We start from the raw sequence: 17455 nt of genomic DNA, 5'->3' as shown, positions 1-17455 counted from the left end.
GAACGCTCGCTTCTCCAGATGGGATCCTCAGGCAACGATATGCATCGTACACACGATGTGCGTCATGCACATCGGCGTCGGCTGTGCGGTACGGTCGCCATCAGGAGGACGTACGTACATGGACAAGCCATCGCATCTGGTCGAGTTCGAGCACATGGTGCTCGGCCGCCACCAGCTCAGCGGCGCCAAACTCCGCAAGGAGCAGGGCCGCCTGGAGCGCAGTACGTACGTGATGCTCAGCCGGATCCGGATCCAGGGGCCGATGTCGATCGGCGAACTGAGCGAGGCGTTCCACCTCGACACCTCCACCGTGAACCGCCAGACCGCCCACGCCGTACGGGCGGGTCTCCTGAGGCGGATCCCGGACCCGGAGGGCGGCATGGCCCGCAAGTTCCAGCTCACAGAAGCGGGCGAGCGAGAGGTCGACGACGAACGCGAGACCCGGGTCGACGAGCTGAACCAGGTCTTCGACGACTGGCCGGCGGAGGACGTGGAAACCTTCGCCCGCTATCTGCAGCGCTTCAACACGAGCATTGAACGGCTGAGCGGCCAGCCTTGGCCGCGGTGATCCTTATCAGCCCCTGCGGCGTTTGAGCAGATCCGAACGAAGTTCGGATGCGGGGTCCGGGGCGAAGCCCCGGTTTCGGGAAGGGGCGGGTAGGGGAACTCAGCCCGCCGCAGGCGAACCTGCACCCCCACCCACCCGCACCCGACGACGAAACCGCCCTACGCAGGCAACAGAAACCCCTGCTCGACGAGCAGCCGAATCTGCGCGGGCGTCCGATCCCGCAGCAACACCGGATCCTCCCCCACCAGTTGGGCAATCGCGTCCAGAATCCGCCCCGCACTCATGCTGCCGTCACACACCCCCGCAAACCCCGCCCCGATCGTGTCCACCTTCGTGGCCCGCCGCATCCCCCGATGCTGCCGGAGCACCACATGCTCGGGATCCTCCGCACCGGGCAGCCCGACCTGCTCCTGCACCACACCCTCCGCAAGCACGAAGTGCCCGGCCAGCAGCGCCGCATCGTCATGCGCCCGCAGATGGTCGAGCCGCGCGAAGTGCGCCTCGACCGCCTCCCCGAGCGGCTGCTCGACGGGGTGCGGCCACTCCTCGACCACGACCGAGGGCTCCGCGGCACCGGACTTGCGCAGCGTGATCCACCCGAACCCGACGGCCTTGGTCTTACGGGCCTCGAACTCGTCCAGCCACGCGTCGTACCGCGCCGCGTACTCGGCCGGATCGCTGCGGTGATCCCCCGCGTCCCGCAGCCACAACTCCGCGTACTGCGTGACGTCCTGCACCTCACGCTGCACGATCCACGCATCGCAGCCCCGCGGCACCCACGAGCGCAGCCGCTCGGTCCAGTCCTCGCCCTCCACGTGCTGCCAGTTGGCGAGGAACTGCGCGTAACCGCCCTCGTTCAGCCGCTCCCCCGCCTGCGACACGAGCGTGCGGCACAGATCGTCGCCGCCCATCCCGCCGTCGCGGTACGTCAGCCGCGCACCCGGGGAGATCACGAACGGCGGGTTCGAGACGATCAGGTCGTACGTGTCGTCCCCGACCGGCTCGAAGAGCGAGCCCTCGCACAGGTCGGCCTCGGGCGCGTCCGAGAGCGCGAGCGTGAGCGCGGTGATGCGCAGGGCACGGGGGTTGAGGTCGGTGGCGGTCACGCGCGTGGCGTGCTGCGCCGCGTGCAGCGCCTGGATGCCGGAGCCGGTGCCGAGGTCGAGCGCGCTGTCCACGGGGCGGCGCACGGTGATCCCGGCGAGCGTGGTGGACGCCCCGCCGACGCCGAGCACCACGCCCTCGTCCTTGCTGCCGATCCCGCCGGCCCCGCCGACCGCACACCCCAGGTCGGACACGATGAACCAGTCCTGGCCGTCGGGGCCCCCGTAGGGCCGTACGTCGACCGTGGCCCGCACCTGGTCGCCGTCCTCGGTCAACCAGCCCTGCGCGAGGGCCTGTTCGAGCGGCAGGGCCTGCGCCACCCGGTCGCCCGGCAGGGCGTCCTGGAGCAGGAAGAGGCGTACGAGCGTCTCCAGGGCGCCCTCGCCGCGGGTCGCGCGCACGGCGGGCACGGTCTCGCTGCGGGCCAGCGCGGCGTACGCGGGGGCGCCGAGCAGTTCCAGCAGGCCGTCGGCCGTGAAGTCGGCGGCGAGGAGCGCTGCGCGCAGCTGGGCTGCGCCCGCGCGGTCGGTCGAGGGCAGAGGCTTCGTCGTACTCACCCGTCCATTGTCACCGCACCACGCGCCCGGCACCTACGCGAACACCGCGCGCTGTGGACATACGCGGAACGGCCCGGCACGCAGTGCGTACCGGGCCGTTCCTTGCGGCGTGCGTCAGCTGGACGGGAACGCCCTGCGTCAGCTGGACGGAGACGCCCCGCCTCAGCTGGACGGAGACGCCGACTCGACCTTGCAGTCGGGCTGGGCGGCGATCGCCTTGCCGACCTCGCCCTCCGTGAGGGACTTCAGCGCGTCCGCGCCCTCGTCCTGGATCTTGCCGAGCTCGTCCGCGATCTTCTTGAGGTCGTCGGAGAAGGCCATCACACCCTCGGGCGAGTCGTCCTTCGCGTCCATCGCGTCGCTCTGCTTCTTGAGGTCCTCGTACGCCTTCGAGGCGGCGTTGAGCTCCTTGACGGTGTCGTTCTGGATCTTCTCGCCGTCGTCGACCGGCGGCGGGCCGGCCTTCTCGAGCGCACCGGCGATCGCGGTGTACGCGTCCGCGCTGGCCTGGAAGGAGGCCGAGTCGACCTTCTTGATCTCTTCCCGGTTGCCGTCCGCGGCGGTGGCGATGATGGCCTGCTGTGCCTTCACGCTCTTCTCGAGCTGCGGCTTGATCTGACCGCACAGCGACTTGGCCCAGTTGTCGAGCTCCTTGTTGCCGTCGTCACTGCATCCCGACAGCGCCATTACGAGTACCGCACCGCCGGACAGCGCGGCTGCGAGCTTCTTGTTCACCGGATTGGTCCCTTCCATGGCTCTCGGCCCCGGAACTTACACGCCAACCGGGCCTCATTCCCGCGCTCAGGGTCCGGTAAATCCCCTATTGCAGCCATTTGCACCAAGGGAGATGAGTCTCACGGAAACAAAAAAGGGGCGGACGACGCATCAAAGTGCGCCGCCCGCCCACTTGTTGAGCAGGTACGACCCGACGGCTAGGAGACCACCGCCGGGTCGGCCGACTTGGCCGCCCGCCCGGAGTTGTCTTCGTCACCCACGGCGATTCCGCGCCGCTTGGAGATGTACACCGCCGTGACGATGACCAGGATCGCGGCCACCGCGATGCCCGCCCGGATGCCCGGGCTGGCGTCGTCCCCGTAACTGAACTGGATGACCGCGGGCGCGATGAGCAGCGCGACGAGGTTCATCACCTTCAGGAGCGGGTTGATCGCGGGACCCGCGGTGTCCTTGAACGGGTCGCCGACCGTGTCGCCGATGACGGTCGCGGCGTGGGCCTCGGAGCCCTTGCCGCCGTGATGGCCGTCCTCGACGAGCTTCTTGGCGTTGTCCCACGCACCACCGGAGTTGGCGAGGAAGACCGCCATCAGGGTGCCGGTGCCGATGGCACCCGCGAGGAACGAGCCGAGCGCACCGACGCCGAGCGTGAACCCGACCGCGATCGGCGTGAGCACGGCGAGCAGACCGGGCGTGGTCAGCTCGCGCAGGGCGTCCTTGGTGCAGATGTCGACGACCTTGCCGTACTCGGGCTTCTCCGAGTAGTCCATGATCCCGGGGTGCTCGCGGAACTGCCGCCGCACCTCGTAGACCACCGCACCGGCCGACCTGGACACGGCGTTGATCGCGAGCCCCGAGAAGAGGAACACGACCGCGGCGCCGAGGATCAGGCCCACCAGGTTGTTGGGCTGGGAGATGTCCATGACCAGGTTCATCGGAGCGCCGTCGCCGAGCTTCTCGCCGACGTCCGCGGCCGCGGTCGCGATGGCGTCGCGATACGAGCCGAAGAGCGCGGCCGCCGCCAGTACGGCGGTGGCGATGGCGATGCCCTTGGTGATGGCCTTGGTGGTGTTGCCCACCGCGTCCAGGTCGGTGAGGACCTGGGCGCCCGCGCCCTCGACGTCGCCGGACATCTCGGCGATGCCCTGCGCGTTGTCGGAGACCGGACCGAAGGTGTCCATGGCCACGATCACGCCGACCGTGGTGAGCAGACCGGTACCGGCCAGGGCCACCGCGAACAGCGCGAGCATGATCGACGTACCGCCGAGCAGGAACGCGCCGTACACACCGAGACCGATCAACAGCGCGGTGTAGACGGCGGATTCCAGACCGACGGAGATACCGGCGAGCACGACGGTGGCCGGACCGGTCAGCGAGGTCTTGCCGATGTCCCTGACGGGACGCCGGTTGGTCTCGGTGAAGTACCCGGTCAGCTGCTGGATCACGGCGGCGAGCGCGATGCCGATGCCGACCGCGACCACCGCGAGGATCCGCGGATCGCCGCTCTTGGCGCTGATCGCCGCGTCGGTGACACCCTTCAACTCCGCGTACGTGGCGGGCAGATAGGCGTACGCGGCAGCGGCCACCAGGCCGAGCGAGATCACCGCGGAGATGAAGAACCCGCGGTTGATGGCGGACATCCCACTGCGGTCCGAACGCCTCGGCGCCACCGCGAAGATGCCGATCATCGCCGTCACCACACCGATCGCCGGAACGATCAGCGGGAACGCCAGACCCGAGTCGCCGAACGCCGCCATGCCGAGGATCAGCGCGGCGACCAGCGTCACGGCGTACGACTCGAAGAGGTCGGCGGCCATACCGGCGCAGTCACCGACGTTGTCGCCCACGTTGTCCGCGATGGTCGCGGCGTTGCGCGGGTCGTCCTCCGGGATGCCCTGCTCGACCTTGCCGACCAGGTCGGCGCCGACGTCGGCGGCCTTGGTGAAGATGCCGCCGCCGACACGCATGAACATCGCGATCAGCGCGGCACCCAGGCCGAAGCCTTCGAGCACCTTGGGCGCGTCCGCCGCATAGACGAGAACCACACATGCTGCGCCGAGGAGACCGAGCCCCACAGTGAACATGCCGACGACGCCGCCCGTACGGAAAGCGATCTTCATGGCCTTGTGCGATACGGCCGTCAGATCCGTGGCCGGTTCGCCTTCCGCGGGAGTGGCCTCCCGCGCCGCCGCGGCCACACGCACATTGGCGCGTACAGCCAGCCACATGCCGATATAGCCGGTGGCAGCGGAGAAGAGCGCACCGATGAGGAAGAACACGGAACGACCGGCGCGCTGATTCCAGTCATCCGCGGGCAGCAGCATGAGCAGGAAGAAAACGATCACGGCGAAAAGGCCGAGCGTCCGCAACTGCCGTGCCAGATAGGCGTTTGCGCCTTCCTGGATCGCCGTTGCGATCTTCTTCATGCTGTCGGTTCCCTCGCCTGCGGCGAGGACTTGGCGTACGAGTACGCCGGCTACGACGAGCGCAGCGAGAGCGACGGCCCCGATGACCATCACGATCATTCGGTTGTCGTCGGTCAGTACTGCGGCTGCGAAGGTTGTGGGTTGGTCAAACTGATGAGGGGTAGAAAGCCCCGCCATTCGTCCTCCTTGACGCCTGTGCTGAGCTCAAGATGTGGACGGATTGTAGGGAGCGGACCCTGATCAAAACAGTGGGCGACAAACGGAATTGGCCTTCACTTGCTCCTCAGCAAATGATCGCGTCACAGGATTCACCTCGAAAGAGGTAATGGATCAAAAGCGTTGACTCTTGATCGCGGGACGGAAAATCGATCAATGGGGATCAACGAGGATCAAGAAATGCACAGAGAAAACACTGAAGGGCCCTGCTCAGCAGGGCCCTTCAGGACAGACGAACGCGGGTGATCGGCCGCACGCAGCCGATCAGCCGACCACCGGTGCCACGCTCACCGGCCAGCTCATCCTGATCTGGCCGCCGGATTCGCCGGTGGTCACCTCGACATCGTCGACGAGGCCGCTGATGACGGCGAGCCCCATCTCGTCCTCGGCTTCCATGTCCGACTCGGTGCCGGCATCGGCGGCCTCGGGCTCGACGGGCGCGATCGCATGCGGCGCCTCGTCGCCCACCTCGATGGAGAACTGCTTCTCCTCCTCGATGAGCACCACCTTCACCGGCGCGCTGACCTCATGGCTCTGATGCAGCCCCACGGCACGGGTACAGGCCTCGCCGACCGCGAGGCGGACCTCGTCGAGCACGGCCTCGTCCACCCCGGCCCTGCGCGCGACCGCGGCCGCCACGAGGCGGGCGGTCCTGACGTGCTCGGGCAGCGCGCTGAAGCGGAGTTCAACGGTGGCCATCAATCCCCCTCCGTTACGTTCCTACGTGCTGTCGGGGGGCCGGGCCTCGCGGCCCGGTGCCCCCGGCTCCCTCCGCACCGGGCCTGGGCGGCCCGGGATGCAGCCGTCAGTCGGTGGCCGCCACCGCCTCCTCGACCGAGGTGTGAATCGGGAACACCTTGGTCAGGCCGGTGATACGGAAGATCTTCAGGATGCGCTCCTGGTTGCACACCAGGCGCAGCGAACCCTCATGGGCGCGCACTCGCTTCAGACCACCCACCAGCACGCCGAGTCCGGTGGAGTCGAGGAAGTCGACGCCCTCCATGTCGACGACAAGGTGGAAACTGCCGTCGTTCACCAGCTCGACCAGCTGCTCGCGCAGCTTGGGCGCGGTATACACATCGATTTCGCCACCGACCTCGACGACCGTACGATCGCCGACGGTACGGGTCGACAGGGACAGGTCCACGGATCCTCCAGCACCTTGCTATCGGGCAGTCGCCCCCTGGTCTCCTGGCTTGCAGGACTGGGGCGGAACGCCAGCCGCGATGGCATTCAATCACTTACGGGCAGGCGAGCACGACGCCTTGGGAGCATTGTCCGTCACGCCAGTGACACACTCGGTGCCGATGGCCATGAATCACCGCCCCGACCGGCGCAGCGACGACCGCCAGGAGCCGCCCGCTACGGGGCCCTCCGGGCGGCCTTCCCCGCGCACGGTCCTCGACCGGCTCGCCTCGGGGGAGAGCCGGTCCGCGCGCCTCACTCATACGGAGCACTTGCCCCCGCGTGCGGGCCGCCATGCGCTCTGGCCGGACCGGATCCGGCCGGAAGTGATCGCCGCCCTGAACTCGGCCGGAATCGATCACCCCTGGGCCCACCAGGCACTCGCGGCCGAACACGCGCTGGACGGCGACTGTGTGGTCGTCGCCACCGGTACGGCTTCGGGCAAGTCCCTCGCATATCTGATGCCGGTGCTCTCCACGCTCCTCGACGGCTCCGAGGCACCCAACGGGCGCGGCGCGACGGCCCTGTACCTCGCCCCGACGAAGGCGCTCGCGGCCGACCAGTGCCGGGCGGTCAAAGAGCTGGCCGCCCCGCTCGGCCACGCCGTCCGGCCCGCGGTCTACGACGGCGACACCCCCTTCGAAGAACGCGAATGGGTACGTCAGTACGCCAACTACGCCCTGACCAATCCGGACATGCTGCACCGCGGGATACTCCCCTCCCATCCCCGCTGGTCCTCCTTCCTGCGCGCCCTGCGCTATGTCGTCATCGACGAGTGCCACACCTATCGGGGTGTCTTCGGCTCCCATGTCGCCCAAGTCCTTCGCCGACTGCGCCGCTTGTGCGCCCGCTACGGCTCCGACCCCGTATTTCTGCTCGCGTCCGCCACCGCCGCGGACCCGTCGACGGCCGCCGAGCGGCTGACCGGCCTGCCCGTGAAGGAGGTCGCCGACGACGCCTCGCCGCGCGGCGAACTGGTCTTCGCCCTGTGGGAACCCCCGCTGACCGAACTCCACGGCGAGAAGGGCGCGCCCGTGCGCCGCACGGCCACGGCCGAGACCGCCGATCTGCTGACCGATCTGACGCTCCAGGGCCAGCGCTCGATCGCCTTCGTCCGCTCCCGGCGCGGCGCCGAGCTGATCTCCGTGATCGCCCAGGAGCGCCTGGCCGAGATCGACCGCTCCCTCGTCGGGCGCGTCGCCGCCTATCGCGGCGGCTATCTCCCGCACGAACGCCGCGCCCTGGAGCGTGCCCTGCACTCCGGAGAACTGCTCGGCCTCGCCGCCACCACCGCCCTGGAACTCGGCGTGGACATCTCCGGCCTGGACGCCGTGGTGATCGCCGGCTATCCGGGCACGCGCGCCTCGCTGTGGCAGCAGGCAGGCCGTGCCGGACGCTCCGGGCAGGGAGCGCTGGCCGTGATGGTCGCCCGCGACGACCCGCTGGACACCTTCCTCGTCCACCACCCCGAGGCGCTCTTCCAGCAGCCGGTCGAATCGACGGTCCTCGACCCCGACAACCCGTATGTCCTCGCTCCTCACTTGTGCGCGGCGGCCTCCGAACTCCCGCTGAAGGAAGAGGATTTCGCCTTGTTCGGGCCGACCGTGCCCGAGCTGCTTCCGCAGCTCGAGTCGGCCGGGCTGCTGCGGCGCCGTACGAAGGCCTGGCACTGGACCCGCCGTGAACGCGCCGCCGATCTGACGGACATCCGCGGCGAGGGCGGCCCGCCGGTACAGGTCGTCGAAGCCGGCACCGGGCGCCTCCTCGGCACGGTCGACGCCTCGGCCTCCCACACGGCGGTGCACGAAGGCGCGGTCCACCTCCACCAGGGCCGTACGTACCTGGTGAAGGAGCTGGACCTGGAGGAGTCGGTCGCCCTCGTCCAGGAGGCCAACCCCTCGTACTCCACGACCGCCCGTGACACCACGGCCATCTCCGTCCTGGACACCGACGTCTCGGTGCCCTGGGGTGACGGCCGCCTCTGCTACGGCTCCGTCGAAGTCACCAACCAGGTCGTCTCCTTCCTCCGCCGCCGGCTCATCACCGGCGAGGTCCTCGGCGAGCAGAAGCTGGACCTTCCGCCGCGCACCCTGCGTACGCGTGCCGTGTGGTGGACGGTCACCGAGGACCAGCTCGATGCCGCCCGGATCAACCCCGAGATCCTCGGCGGCGCTCTGCACGCCGCCGAGCACGCCTCGATCGGCATGCTCCCGCTCTTCGCGACGTGCGACCGCTGGGACATCGGCGGCGTCTCCGTCCCGCTGCACCCGGACACGCTCCTGCCGACCGTCTTCGTCTACGACGGCCACCCGGGCGGCGCGGGCTTCGCAGAACGCGCCTTCCACACGGCCCGCACCTGGCTGACGGCCACGCGCGCGGCGATCGCCTCCTGCGAATGCGAGGCGGGCTGCCCGTCCTGCGTCCAGTCCCCCAAGTGCGGCAACGGCAACGATCCCCTGCACAAACGGGGCGCGGTGCGCTTGCTGACGGAGCTGCTGCGGGGGGCTCCGGAGGAGTAGTGGGGGTCTGGGTCGGTGCGGGCTGCGGAGGACTGGCGGGGATCTGGGGCGGTGCGGGGCTCTGAGGGCGGTACGGGGCTCCGGGGCGCTGCGGGCTCTGGAGGCGTAACGGGGCTCTGGGGGTGCGGGGGATCTGGGGCGGTGTGGGGCTCTGGGTGTTGTGGGCAGGTCGGGGCCGGAGGTGGTGCGAAGGCTCTAAAGGCGGTGTAGTCGGGCCGAGGGGACGCGGGCACCTCCGAAGACGGTGCGGTCAGGGCCGAAGAGGACGCGGGCAGCTTCGGAGACAGTGCGGTCAGTACCGGAGGGAACGCGGGCAGCTCCGAAGACGGTGGGCCGGATCGGGTTGGTTGTCCCGGGGTGGCGGGTGCCCGCGCGCGGCGGGTGGTCGTGAGTTGGGTGAGGCCCCAACTCGCGCACTGCACGCTGCAAATGGTCCGGGAAGGGCCTCAACTCCCGCATGCAGCCCGTGGCCCTGGGCGAGACCCAGCGACCGCACGCCAACGGGTGAACTGGGCAAGGCCCCAACCCACGCGCGAAGCGGGGCCTTAGGAACTCGCCCTAACGCACGCGCCCACCGGCGGGTCCGGGTGGGCCGGCGCGTGAGCGCACCGAGGACGACATGGGGCCTGACCGTGCCTGTACCGTCACGTCCGCGATCTCGCCCCGCACCGCACACCGCTCGACATCCGCGCCCTGCGCCCGAGCCACCCGCGACGCCCCCGCACACGCGTCCTGCTGCCCGCGCAACGCATGGTCCGCGGCCGCCAGCGCGGCCAAGTCCGCAGCCGCGCCCGCCCGGTGACGCGCGATCAGGGCCTGGGCCATGAGCATCAGCCCGGCGAGGACAAGACACAGCGCACCGATCACAGCGACGACCCACACCGTCGCCGAACCGCGGTCGTCCCGTCCGCGTGCACGAACCCACGCCCGGCCGCTCCCCGTCCACCCGCTCCCCGCCCAGCCCCTCCACTTCCGGCCGACCCACGCCAGGCGGCCCGAAGCCGAGCGGCCCCACGCACCACCCCCGCCGACCACCCCGCCTCCGCTCACCACTCCACCTGTGCCGCCCACGGCGCCTCCGCCCGCCTTTCCACCTCTACGCGCCCCCTCACTTCCCCTCGTCCCGCCGCCTCCGCCCCCTTTCCACCTCTACGCGCCTCTTCACATCCCCTCAACCCGCCACCTCTGCCCACCTGTTCGTCGCTGTTCTCCCCTCCAGCCCCGCCACCCGTCCGCTGCTACTCACCCTCCGCCTCCTTCCGCCCCTCACACGTCCGCCCATCCGTCCGCCTCTGCCCCCTCCAACTCCCCCACCCGTCCAGCTCCGCAAACCCCTCCAACTGCACCCCCAGTCGGCCCCGCCAACACCTCCAACTGCACCCCCGGTCGGCCCCGCTCACCGAGCCACCCACCCCCGCTCAAGACCCCACCCCCACCGTCTCCTCCGCCAACGCCACAGCCGACGCCCGCAACGACAGCGCGAGCACGTCGGGGCCAGGTGACGTGGCCGAGACCGTGACCCGTACCAGGTCGCCCTCGCGGCCCACGCCGATCTCCGCACCGGCGGGCGCGGCCTGGCGGGCGGCCTCCACCGTCGCCGTCGGCGACTCCTGACGGGCTGCCGCACGAGCGCCCGCCCTGGCAGCGTCCACGCACTGGATCTGAGCAGCCGCACTCATCAGCGCCCACACCAGCGCGACCCCGACGAGCAGCAACGCCGGCATGGCGCACGCCGCTTCCGCACTCACGAACCCGCCGTCCCGGCGCAAGAACGCAGCCGCCGATCCACCCCCGGCCCGCCCCGCAGAACCCCGCCCGCGCTCAGAACTGTCCACCGAGCGCCTTCCCGATCACCCCTTCGAGCAGCTGCTTCACCGTCCCCGAGGTCACCACCCGGTACAGCAGCGCCGCGAACGCACACGCAGCCACCGTGCCCAGCGCGTACTCCGAGGTGATCATCCCGGTGTCGGCGCCTCGCATCCTGGCCAGGCGCGCACCCCAAGCCCGTCGCGCAACTCCGCACACCACCCGAGCGCCCCCGGCCATCTGCCGCAGCACCACACTCACGACGGGACTTCCCCCGCCACCTTCTTCTGACCTGCAAAACCGCATGCCAACTCCCCGTTGTGACCAGCCCTTTCGGGCCTTTGAACCGAACCGCCGACCGGCGACCGGCGACCGGCGACCGCCGCACACCAAGCCCCACACCACGGCCGACACCAAGCCCCCCGCCCTCACACCCCCTGCAAGATCTCTCCCGCCAGCCCCACCACCACCGGCACCACACCAAGGACCAAGAACGCCGGCAGAAAGCACAGCCCGACCGGCGCCGTGACCATGACCGAGGCCCGATGGGCCCTGGTGAGCGCGGACCGCGCCGCACGCTGCCGGCAGTCGGTCGCCACCCGTGCCACCTGCTCGGCAGCGGGCGCCCCGGAGTCTGCAGCGCGCTGCAGACAGCGCGCCAGCGCCGCCGCCTCGGGTATCGAGGCCAACCGCCCCCAGCACTGCCCGGGTTCACCACCGAGGCGCAACTCGCCGGCCACCCCGGCCAACCGCTCGCCCACCGGCCCGCCCAGCGACTCCCCCACGGCCGACGCCGCCTCCACGGGCCCGGCACCCGCGGCGATGCATGCGGCCAGCAGATCGGCGGCCAGCGGCAGTTGACGCCCGGCCTGCTCTGCCTGCCGGGTCTCCGCAGGGGCGGACATCAACCTGCGCCGCCACCAGCGCCACACCCCCAGCCCGGCCGCCACGCCGACCACCAGCCCGGCCGGACCACCTACCAAGGCGTACGCCAGGCACCCGGCGCTCACCACCGGTGCCCACCGCCGGACAGCGGCCCGCCGCTCCGGTCCCCGTACGGATCGCGCCTTCTCCCGTGGCTCGACCCCCAACAACCGCTCCAGGCGCAGCCGCAGAGCCCGCGCACGCCGGTCGGCCACCACGGCACTCGCCACCACGGCCGCGAGCGCGATGCACAACACCACCCCCAGCCTGTGGACAACTTCCCCGCTCACCGCACCTCCCCCTGTCCGGGCTCCACAGCCCGCCGGTCTCCACGCACCACGCGAGCCACCCGCCCGGCCCCACGCACCAACGCCCGATCGGACCCGGGCAGCATCTCCACCGCCCGCTCAGCCCCAGGCAACGCCTCCACCACCCGGCCAGACGCGCGCAGCGTCCCCACCATCAGCCCGGACCCAGGCAACGCCCCCACCGCCGCCCCGGACCCACGCACCACGTCCTCCCCCTTCGAGAGCCGCCCCCCTTCGGCCCGCCGCACGATCCGCGACGTCCACCACAGCCCAGCACCCTCCAGCGCACCGCCCACCACCAGGCACCCGACCCCGGCCGGCGTGTGCAGCAGCACCCTCAAGGGATCCGCACCCAGTGCCGTCCCCATGAGCAGCCCCACCACGGGCAGCACCGCGAGCATCGCCGCCGTAGCTCGCGCGGGCGCCAACTTGGTCTGCAGATCCGCCTGTTGATCCCGTTCCGCCCGCAGCGCCGCCGCCAGGCGGTCGAGCCCTTCGGCGAGCCCCGCGCCTCTGTCCACAGCCACCTGCCAGCAGGCCGCAAGACCGGCAAGCCCCTCCGCACCGGGCCCGCCCGACGCCGCCCGCAGCGCGTCCGGCACATCGCCCCCGAACCGCGCCGCCGCAAGGACCGCCGCATCGGCCCCGCCGGCTCCGAGCCCACCCGTGTCCCGCGCGGCCATCGACAGGGCAGCCGACGGCTGCCGCCCCGCCCGCACCTCCGAGGCAAGTGCCGCGCACAGCGCGATCACCCGCTCCGCTCTCGCCTCCCGCGTACGACGCGCCTGCCGCCCCCGCAGCACCCGCCCGACGAGCGGCACCGCCAACCCGCCCAGAATCAGCGGCAGTACGGACCTCCCGGCCAGACCCACCAGCGCACCCACCGCAAGGCACCACCACTCGGCCCGCGCCCGCACCCGGATCCACGCCACCCACCGCACCCACGGCGGGACGGGCTCCGGCTCCTGTACACCGGCCACGACCAGCCCTCTGGCCCGCCGCAGTACACGGTCCTGCGCCGCCACGAGCCACACCGCGGCCCCCGCACAGAACGCCGCCACATACGCCGGCATCCCCCACGTCACCGGCACCACCCCGCTCACAGCCCACCCCCGAGAATCCCCCGCAGCCGCTCCCAGCCCTGGTCGTAGACGAACGCCCGCTCGCCCCATCGCAACGCCGGCACCGTCCGCACCAGCCCGGCCGCATCCCGCTCCAGGACATGCACCTCCGCGACCCGGCGCCGCCCACCCCGGTCCCGTACGAGATGCAGCACCACCGAAACCGCCGCCGCCAGCTGGCTGTGCAGCGCCGCCCGGTCAAGCCCCGCGGCCGTGCCGAGCGCTTCGAGGCGTGCGGGCACATCGGCCGCCGCATTGGCATGGACGGTGCCGCAGCCCGCATGCCCGGTGTTCAGCGCGGCGAGCAGGTGCACGACCTCCGCCCCGCGCACCTCACCCACCACCAGACGGTCCGGGCGCATCCGCAGCGCCTGGCGCACCAGGTCCTCGAGCGTGACCCGGCCCGCGCCTTCCTGGTTCGCCACCCGGCATTCGAGGCTCACGACATGCGGGTGCTCGGGCCTCAACTCCGCCGAATCCTCGGCCAGTACGATCCGCTCCCCCGGCCCGGGCAGACCGAGCAGCGCACTGAGCAGCGTGGTCTTCCCGGAGCCCGTGCCCCCACTGATCAGGAACGACGCCCGCGCCTCGACCAGCGCGCGCAGCACCCGGTCACCGCCCGGCGGCACCGTTCCGGCGGCGGCCAACTCGCCCAGGGAGAAGGCCTTGGAGCGCACCACACGCAGCGAGAGGCAGGCCGATCCGACCGCGACCGGCGGCAACACGGCATGCAGCCGGGTGCCGTCCGGCAGCCGGGCGTCCACCCAGGGCCTGGCGTCGTCGAGCCGCCGCCCCGCCACCGCCGCGAGCCGCTGGGCGAGCTGGCGCACGGCCGCCGCGTCGGCGAAGGTCACCGGGGTGAGTTCGAGTCCGCCACCCCGGTCCACCCACACCCGGTCCGGCGCCGAGACCAGCACGTCCGTCACCCGCGGATCCGCGAGCAGCGGCTCCAGCGGTCCGGCCCCGACCAGCTCGGAACGCAATTCCCCGACGACACCGAGCAGTTCGCTGTCCCCGAGCACCTTCCCCTGGTCCCGCAAGGCCTGGGCGACCCGCGCCGGAGTCGCCTCGGCACCGGATTCGGCGAGCCACTGCCGCACCCCGTCGAGCAGCGCCCCGCTCATGACGCGTCTCCCGCGGGGACGCGCTCCCAGAAGGCCGTACAGAACCGTGCGAGAGGCTCCCGGGCGTCGGCCGCAGGCGTTCCACCGCTCAACACACTCGTGTCCAGCGGCAGTTCACCGGCCAGCGGCAGATCGAGCATCCGCGCCGTCTCCTCGGCGCCGAGCCCGTCCGCGAACGGGCCGCGGACCACCGCCCGCAGATCCCGCAGCACCATCCGTACGGCAGAGGAGACCCGCTCCGCCGCCGCCAGCGCCCGCAGCTCGGCCGGCACCACGAGGAGCCCGAGATCGAGCTGCTCCAGGGCCTCGGCCACCCCTTCGTCCACCCTCCGCGGCAGATCCACGACGACCACACCGCCGCGCCTGCGCGCCGCGGCGAGCACCGCGCGCATCGCCTCGGGCGGGATCGTGAGCATGTCGCCGCGGTCCCAGCTGAGCACCCGTAAAGAACTGAGCTCCGGCAGCGACTCCTCGAGGGCCGCACTCCCCAGCCGCCCCCGCGACTGCGCGAACGCGGGCCAGCGCAGCCCCTGCGCCGACTCCCCGCCGAGGAGCACATCGAGGCCGCCGCCCAGCGGATCCCCGTCGATCAGCATGGTGCGCCGCCCCGCCCGCGCCGCCGAGACCGCCAGCGCGCAGGCCAGCGTCGAGGCACCGGCCCCGCCCCGGCCGCCCAGCACGCCGACCGTCAGCGCGGGACGCCCCACGCCTTCGACCGCATCGGCGATCCGGTCCACGATCCACTGCTCGGCATCGGGCAGCCGCAGCACATGATCGGCACCGATCTCCACAGCCCGCTGCCACACCCGTGGATCGTCCTGGTCACGGCCGACCAGACACACCCCGCGCCGCCGCGTGGCGCCGCGCACCCGCACCGCCGCGTCGTCCCCGACCAGGACGAGAGGCGCGCCCTCCCAGCTGTCTCTTCGCTCGGGCACCCCGTGGTGCACCTCGGCCCTGGCTCCCGCCGCGGCGCACAGCCGCAACAGATCGTCGAGCAGCTGCGCGTCCTCCGTCACGATCAACGGCCCGCGCCGCTTCCGCTCCGCCGGCCGGCCTTCCGCAATGGCTCCCGTCATGCTCCCGCCCCTCTCGTCGAACGCCTCGCGTCTTGAGCGCCCTTCGCGTCCCGTCACGCCCGCCGCCGGAGACACCAACCGGCGCCGAACGCACGTGAACGCTGCGAACGATGTGAATGCCGCATCCCAAACGCAGCCGAAGGCGCAGGCGCCCGGCTGCGAAGTTCGCAAGCAGGAATCACGATGGGCGGAGCCCGGAAATCATGTGGATCTTGGTCGAAATCTGTGGACAACCGAAGCGATGTGAATAACTCCGTCACCCGAACCGGTGAGTTCTCCACGACTTCCGGAGCGCAGCGCAACCACTACACACCGTGACGAGTCTCAACGGTCAGAGGAAGGCGCCGACTGGGCGCAGGAGGGGATGTCCGGGCCCGGGAGAGCCAACAAAAAGGGCCCAAACCTGGGCCCGGACATGCGACGACCCCCGCCGGGGGGGAGAGCGGGGGTCGTCCCCACGGTCCGACTCGGGGGGGGAGGAGCCAGACCGGGTTAGCACGGTCGCGAACGATCCGTGACTTCCATGGTGTACCCGAAGGCCTTCTCAGGCAAACCCACGCGCCCCAGCTTACGCCGAATGGTGGGCGCCTATGCTCGACCACGTGGAAAACCACTCGTTGCCCCGCACAGCCGCCTTCTTCGACCTGGACAAGACGGTCATTGCGAAGTCGAGCACGCTCACGTTCAGCAAGTCGTTCTACCAAGGCGGCCTGATCAACCGCCGAGCGGTGCTGAGGACGGCGTATACCCAGTTCATCTTTCTCGCGGGCGGCGCCGACCACGACCAGATGGAGCGCATGCGCGAGTATCTGTCCGCGCTGTGCAAGGGCTGGAACCAGCAGCAGGTCAAGGAGATCGTCGCCGAGACGCTGCACGATCTGATCGACCCGATCATCTACGACGAGGCCGCCTCGCTCATCGAGGAGCACCACCTTGCGGGGCGCGACGTGGTGATCGTGTCCACCTCCGGCGCCGAGGTCGTCGAGCCGATCGGCGAGCTGCTCGGCGCGGACCGCGTGGTGGCCACGCGCATGGTCGTCGGAGACGACGGCTGCTTCACGGGCGAGATCGAGTACTACGCATACGGGCCGACGAAGGCCGAAGCCGTACGCGAACTCGCCGCGTCCGAGGGATACGACCTGGATCGCTGCTACGCGTACAGCGACTCGGCCACCGACCTGCCGATGCTCGAATCCGTCGGCCACCCCTATGCGGTCAACCCCGACCGCACCTTGCGCCGCGAAGCCCTCGCACGCGACTGGCCGATTCTCGACTTCCACCGGCCCGTCCGCCTCAAGCAGCGGGTGCGCAAACTGCCCGTTCCGCCCCGCCCGGCACTCGTCGCGGCCGCGGCGGTGGGTGCGGCGGCGGCGACCGCGGGGCTTGTCTGGTACGCCAGCAGGCGTCGCGCGCTGGCGACTTGAGGGCGGACACAGCCCTCCCTCCCGGGGGGCCACCGGCCCGTCCAACGGTATCGGCCCCCACTGACAACGCCCGCTGACCTGCACTCTCCCGGGACAGCGCCCAGCCCTCCTCGCCTCAGCACACCGAAGCACTCCCGGCCCAGCACATCCCCGCCCGTTTCGCACCTATTTGAACCTAAAAGTAAAGAAGTGCGCTCAGGGGTTCCGCTTCCCCCATGACAGGAGTACAAAGGACTCAACGGCCCGCGAGACCAGGGACATCCGAGAGGATCACCTTTAACGCAACCAAGGCCCCACGGACCGAGCATGGAAGCCACAGCACCCACGCGACGTCGACCCGTCGATTACGGGCCAGCCGCACC

14 protein-coding genes and 1 pseudogene are annotated in these 17455 nt (G+C 70.9%); 3 read left to right on the top strand and 12 right to left on the bottom strand.

Annotated elements, in window-relative coordinates; translation table 11 throughout:
- The first annotated feature begins 118 nt into the window (after nucleotides 1-118).
- Nucleotides 119-568 (top strand): MarR family winged helix-turn-helix transcriptional regulator, encoded by a 450-nt coding sequence (locus H9Y04_RS19170; RefSeq protein ID WP_187815161.1) that lies wholly within the window; start codon nucleotides 119-121, stop codon nucleotides 566-568.
- Nucleotides 569-726: 158 nt separating this feature from the next.
- On the opposite strand, the gene H9Y04_RS19165 is transcribed toward H9Y04_RS19170, so the two are convergent.
- The 5 genes from H9Y04_RS19165 to bldG all read right to left on the bottom strand — a co-directional run bounded on the left by H9Y04_RS19165 (nucleotide 727) and on the right by bldG (nucleotide 6750).
- Nucleotides 727-2229, bottom strand: a complete 1503-nt coding sequence (locus tag H9Y04_RS19165; RefSeq protein WP_187815160.1) for a DUF7059 domain-containing protein — start codon at nucleotides 2227-2229, stop codon at nucleotides 727-729.
- A gap of 162 nt (nucleotides 2230-2391) precedes the next feature.
- The gene (locus H9Y04_RS19160; protein ID WP_308801032.1) at nucleotides 2392-2964 is read right to left on the bottom strand and encodes a small secreted protein; all 573 of its coding nucleotides are present in this window, start codon (nucleotides 2962-2964) and stop codon (nucleotides 2392-2394) included.
- A 197-nt stretch (nucleotides 2965-3161) separates the two neighbouring features.
- On the bottom strand, nucleotides 3162-5564 hold the full coding sequence (locus H9Y04_RS19155; protein ID WP_187815158.1) for a sodium-translocating pyrophosphatase: 2403 nt from the start codon (nucleotides 5562-5564) through the stop codon (nucleotides 3162-3164).
- A gap of 303 nt (nucleotides 5565-5867) precedes the next feature.
- Complete coding sequence (locus H9Y04_RS19150; protein WP_187815157.1) at nucleotides 5868-6302, bottom strand: ATP-binding protein; 435 nt, start codon at nucleotides 6300-6302, stop codon at nucleotides 5868-5870.
- A 106-nt stretch (nucleotides 6303-6408) separates the two neighbouring features.
- Nucleotides 6409-6750 carry an anti-sigma factor antagonist BldG gene (gene bldG / locus H9Y04_RS19145; RefSeq protein WP_003975386.1) on the bottom strand — a complete coding sequence of 114 codons (342 nt, stop codon included), beginning with the start codon at nucleotides 6748-6750 and terminating at the stop codon, nucleotides 6409-6411.
- Nucleotides 6751-6829: 79 nt separating this feature from the next.
- Between bldG and H9Y04_RS19140 the strand changes: the two genes are divergently transcribed.
- Entirely contained in the window at nucleotides 6830-9307 is a 2478-nt protein-coding gene (locus H9Y04_RS19140; RefSeq protein WP_187815156.1) for a DEAD/DEAH box helicase, read from the top strand.
- A gap of 558 nt (nucleotides 9308-9865) precedes the next feature.
- On the opposite strand, the gene H9Y04_RS19135 is transcribed toward H9Y04_RS19140, so the two are convergent.
- The 7 genes and pseudogenes from H9Y04_RS19135 to ssd all read right to left on the bottom strand — a co-directional run bounded on the left by H9Y04_RS19135 (nucleotide 9866) and on the right by ssd (nucleotide 15669).
- Nucleotides 9866-10174 (bottom strand): Rv3654c family TadE-like protein, encoded by a 309-nt coding sequence (locus tag H9Y04_RS19135; protein WP_308801035.1) that lies wholly within the window; start codon nucleotides 10172-10174, stop codon nucleotides 9866-9868.
- Nucleotides 10175-10725: 551 nt separating this feature from the next.
- Nucleotides 10726-11055 (bottom strand): TadE family type IV pilus minor pilin, encoded by a 330-nt coding sequence (locus H9Y04_RS19130; protein ID WP_308801031.1) that lies wholly within the window; start codon nucleotides 11053-11055, stop codon nucleotides 10726-10728.
- A gap of 73 nt (nucleotides 11056-11128) precedes the next feature.
- Nucleotides 11129-11287, bottom strand: coding sequence for a DUF4244 domain-containing protein (locus H9Y04_RS19125; RefSeq protein WP_236071093.1), 159 nt, complete (start codon nucleotides 11285-11287; stop codon nucleotides 11129-11131).
- Nucleotides 11288-11541: 254 nt separating this feature from the next.
- On the bottom strand, nucleotides 11542-12327 hold the full coding sequence (locus H9Y04_RS19120) for a type II secretion system F family protein (protein WP_187815154.1): 786 nt from the start codon (nucleotides 12325-12327) through the stop codon (nucleotides 11542-11544).
- A 251-nt stretch (nucleotides 12328-12578) separates the two neighbouring features.
- A pseudogene (locus tag H9Y04_RS19115) lies at nucleotides 12579-13418 on the bottom strand (type II secretion system F family protein); the annotation flags it as partial.
- A gap of 26 nt (nucleotides 13419-13444) precedes the next feature.
- Nucleotides 13445-14590, bottom strand: a complete 1146-nt coding sequence (locus H9Y04_RS19110) for a TadA family conjugal transfer-associated ATPase (RefSeq protein ID WP_187815152.1) — start codon at nucleotides 14588-14590, stop codon at nucleotides 13445-13447.
- Nucleotides 14587-15669 (bottom strand): septum site-determining protein Ssd, encoded by a 1083-nt coding sequence (ssd, locus tag H9Y04_RS19105; RefSeq protein WP_187815151.1) that lies wholly within the window; start codon nucleotides 15667-15669, stop codon nucleotides 14587-14589. The genes H9Y04_RS19110 and ssd overlap by 4 nt, the downstream gene beginning before the upstream one ends.
- A 590-nt stretch (nucleotides 15670-16259) precedes the next feature.
- Between ssd and H9Y04_RS19100 the strand changes: the two genes are divergently transcribed.
- Nucleotides 16260-17093, top strand: a complete 834-nt coding sequence (locus H9Y04_RS19100; protein WP_187815150.1) for an HAD family hydrolase — start codon at nucleotides 16260-16262, stop codon at nucleotides 17091-17093.
- Nucleotides 17094-17455 lie beyond the last annotated feature (362 nt).

It is taken from the genome of Streptomyces polyasparticus (assembly GCF_014493765.1).
Taxonomy (GTDB): domain Bacteria; phylum Actinomycetota; class Actinomycetes; order Streptomycetales; family Streptomycetaceae; genus Streptomyces; species Streptomyces polyasparticus.
Note: the sequence above shows the minus strand (reverse complement) of the source record. Positions and strands in the feature narration are given on the sequence as shown.

What these genes read in the sequence shown, in the direction of transcription:
- H9Y04_RS19170 (WP_187815161.1), top strand. Translation starts at nt 119, where the DNA reads ATGGACAAGCCATCGCATCTGGTCGAGTTCGAGCACATGGTGCTCGGC.
- H9Y04_RS19155 (WP_187815158.1), bottom strand. Translation starts at nt 5,564, where the DNA reads ATGGCGGGGCTTTCTACCCCTCATCAGTTTGACCAACCCACAACCTTC.
- H9Y04_RS19150 (WP_187815157.1), bottom strand. Translation starts at nt 6,302, where the DNA reads ATGGCCACCGTTGAACTCCGCTTCAGCGCGCTGCCCGAGCACGTCAGG.
- H9Y04_RS19140 (WP_187815156.1), top strand. Translation starts at nt 6,830, where the DNA reads ATGGCATTCAATCACTTACGGGCAGGCGAGCACGACGCCTTGGGAGCA.
- H9Y04_RS19125 (WP_236071093.1), bottom strand. Translation starts at nt 11,287, where the DNA reads ATGCGAGGCGCCGACACCGGGATGATCACCTCGGAGTACGCGCTGGGC.
- H9Y04_RS19110 (WP_187815152.1), bottom strand. Translation starts at nt 14,590, where the DNA reads ATGAGCGGGGCGCTGCTCGACGGGGTGCGGCAGTGGCTCGCCGAATCC.
- ssd (WP_187815151.1), bottom strand. Translation starts at nt 15,669, where the DNA reads ATGACGGGAGCCATTGCGGAAGGCCGGCCGGCGGAGCGGAAGCGGCGC.
- H9Y04_RS19100 (WP_187815150.1), top strand. Translation starts at nt 16,260, where the DNA reads ATGCTCGACCACGTGGAAAACCACTCGTTGCCCCGCACAGCCGCCTTC.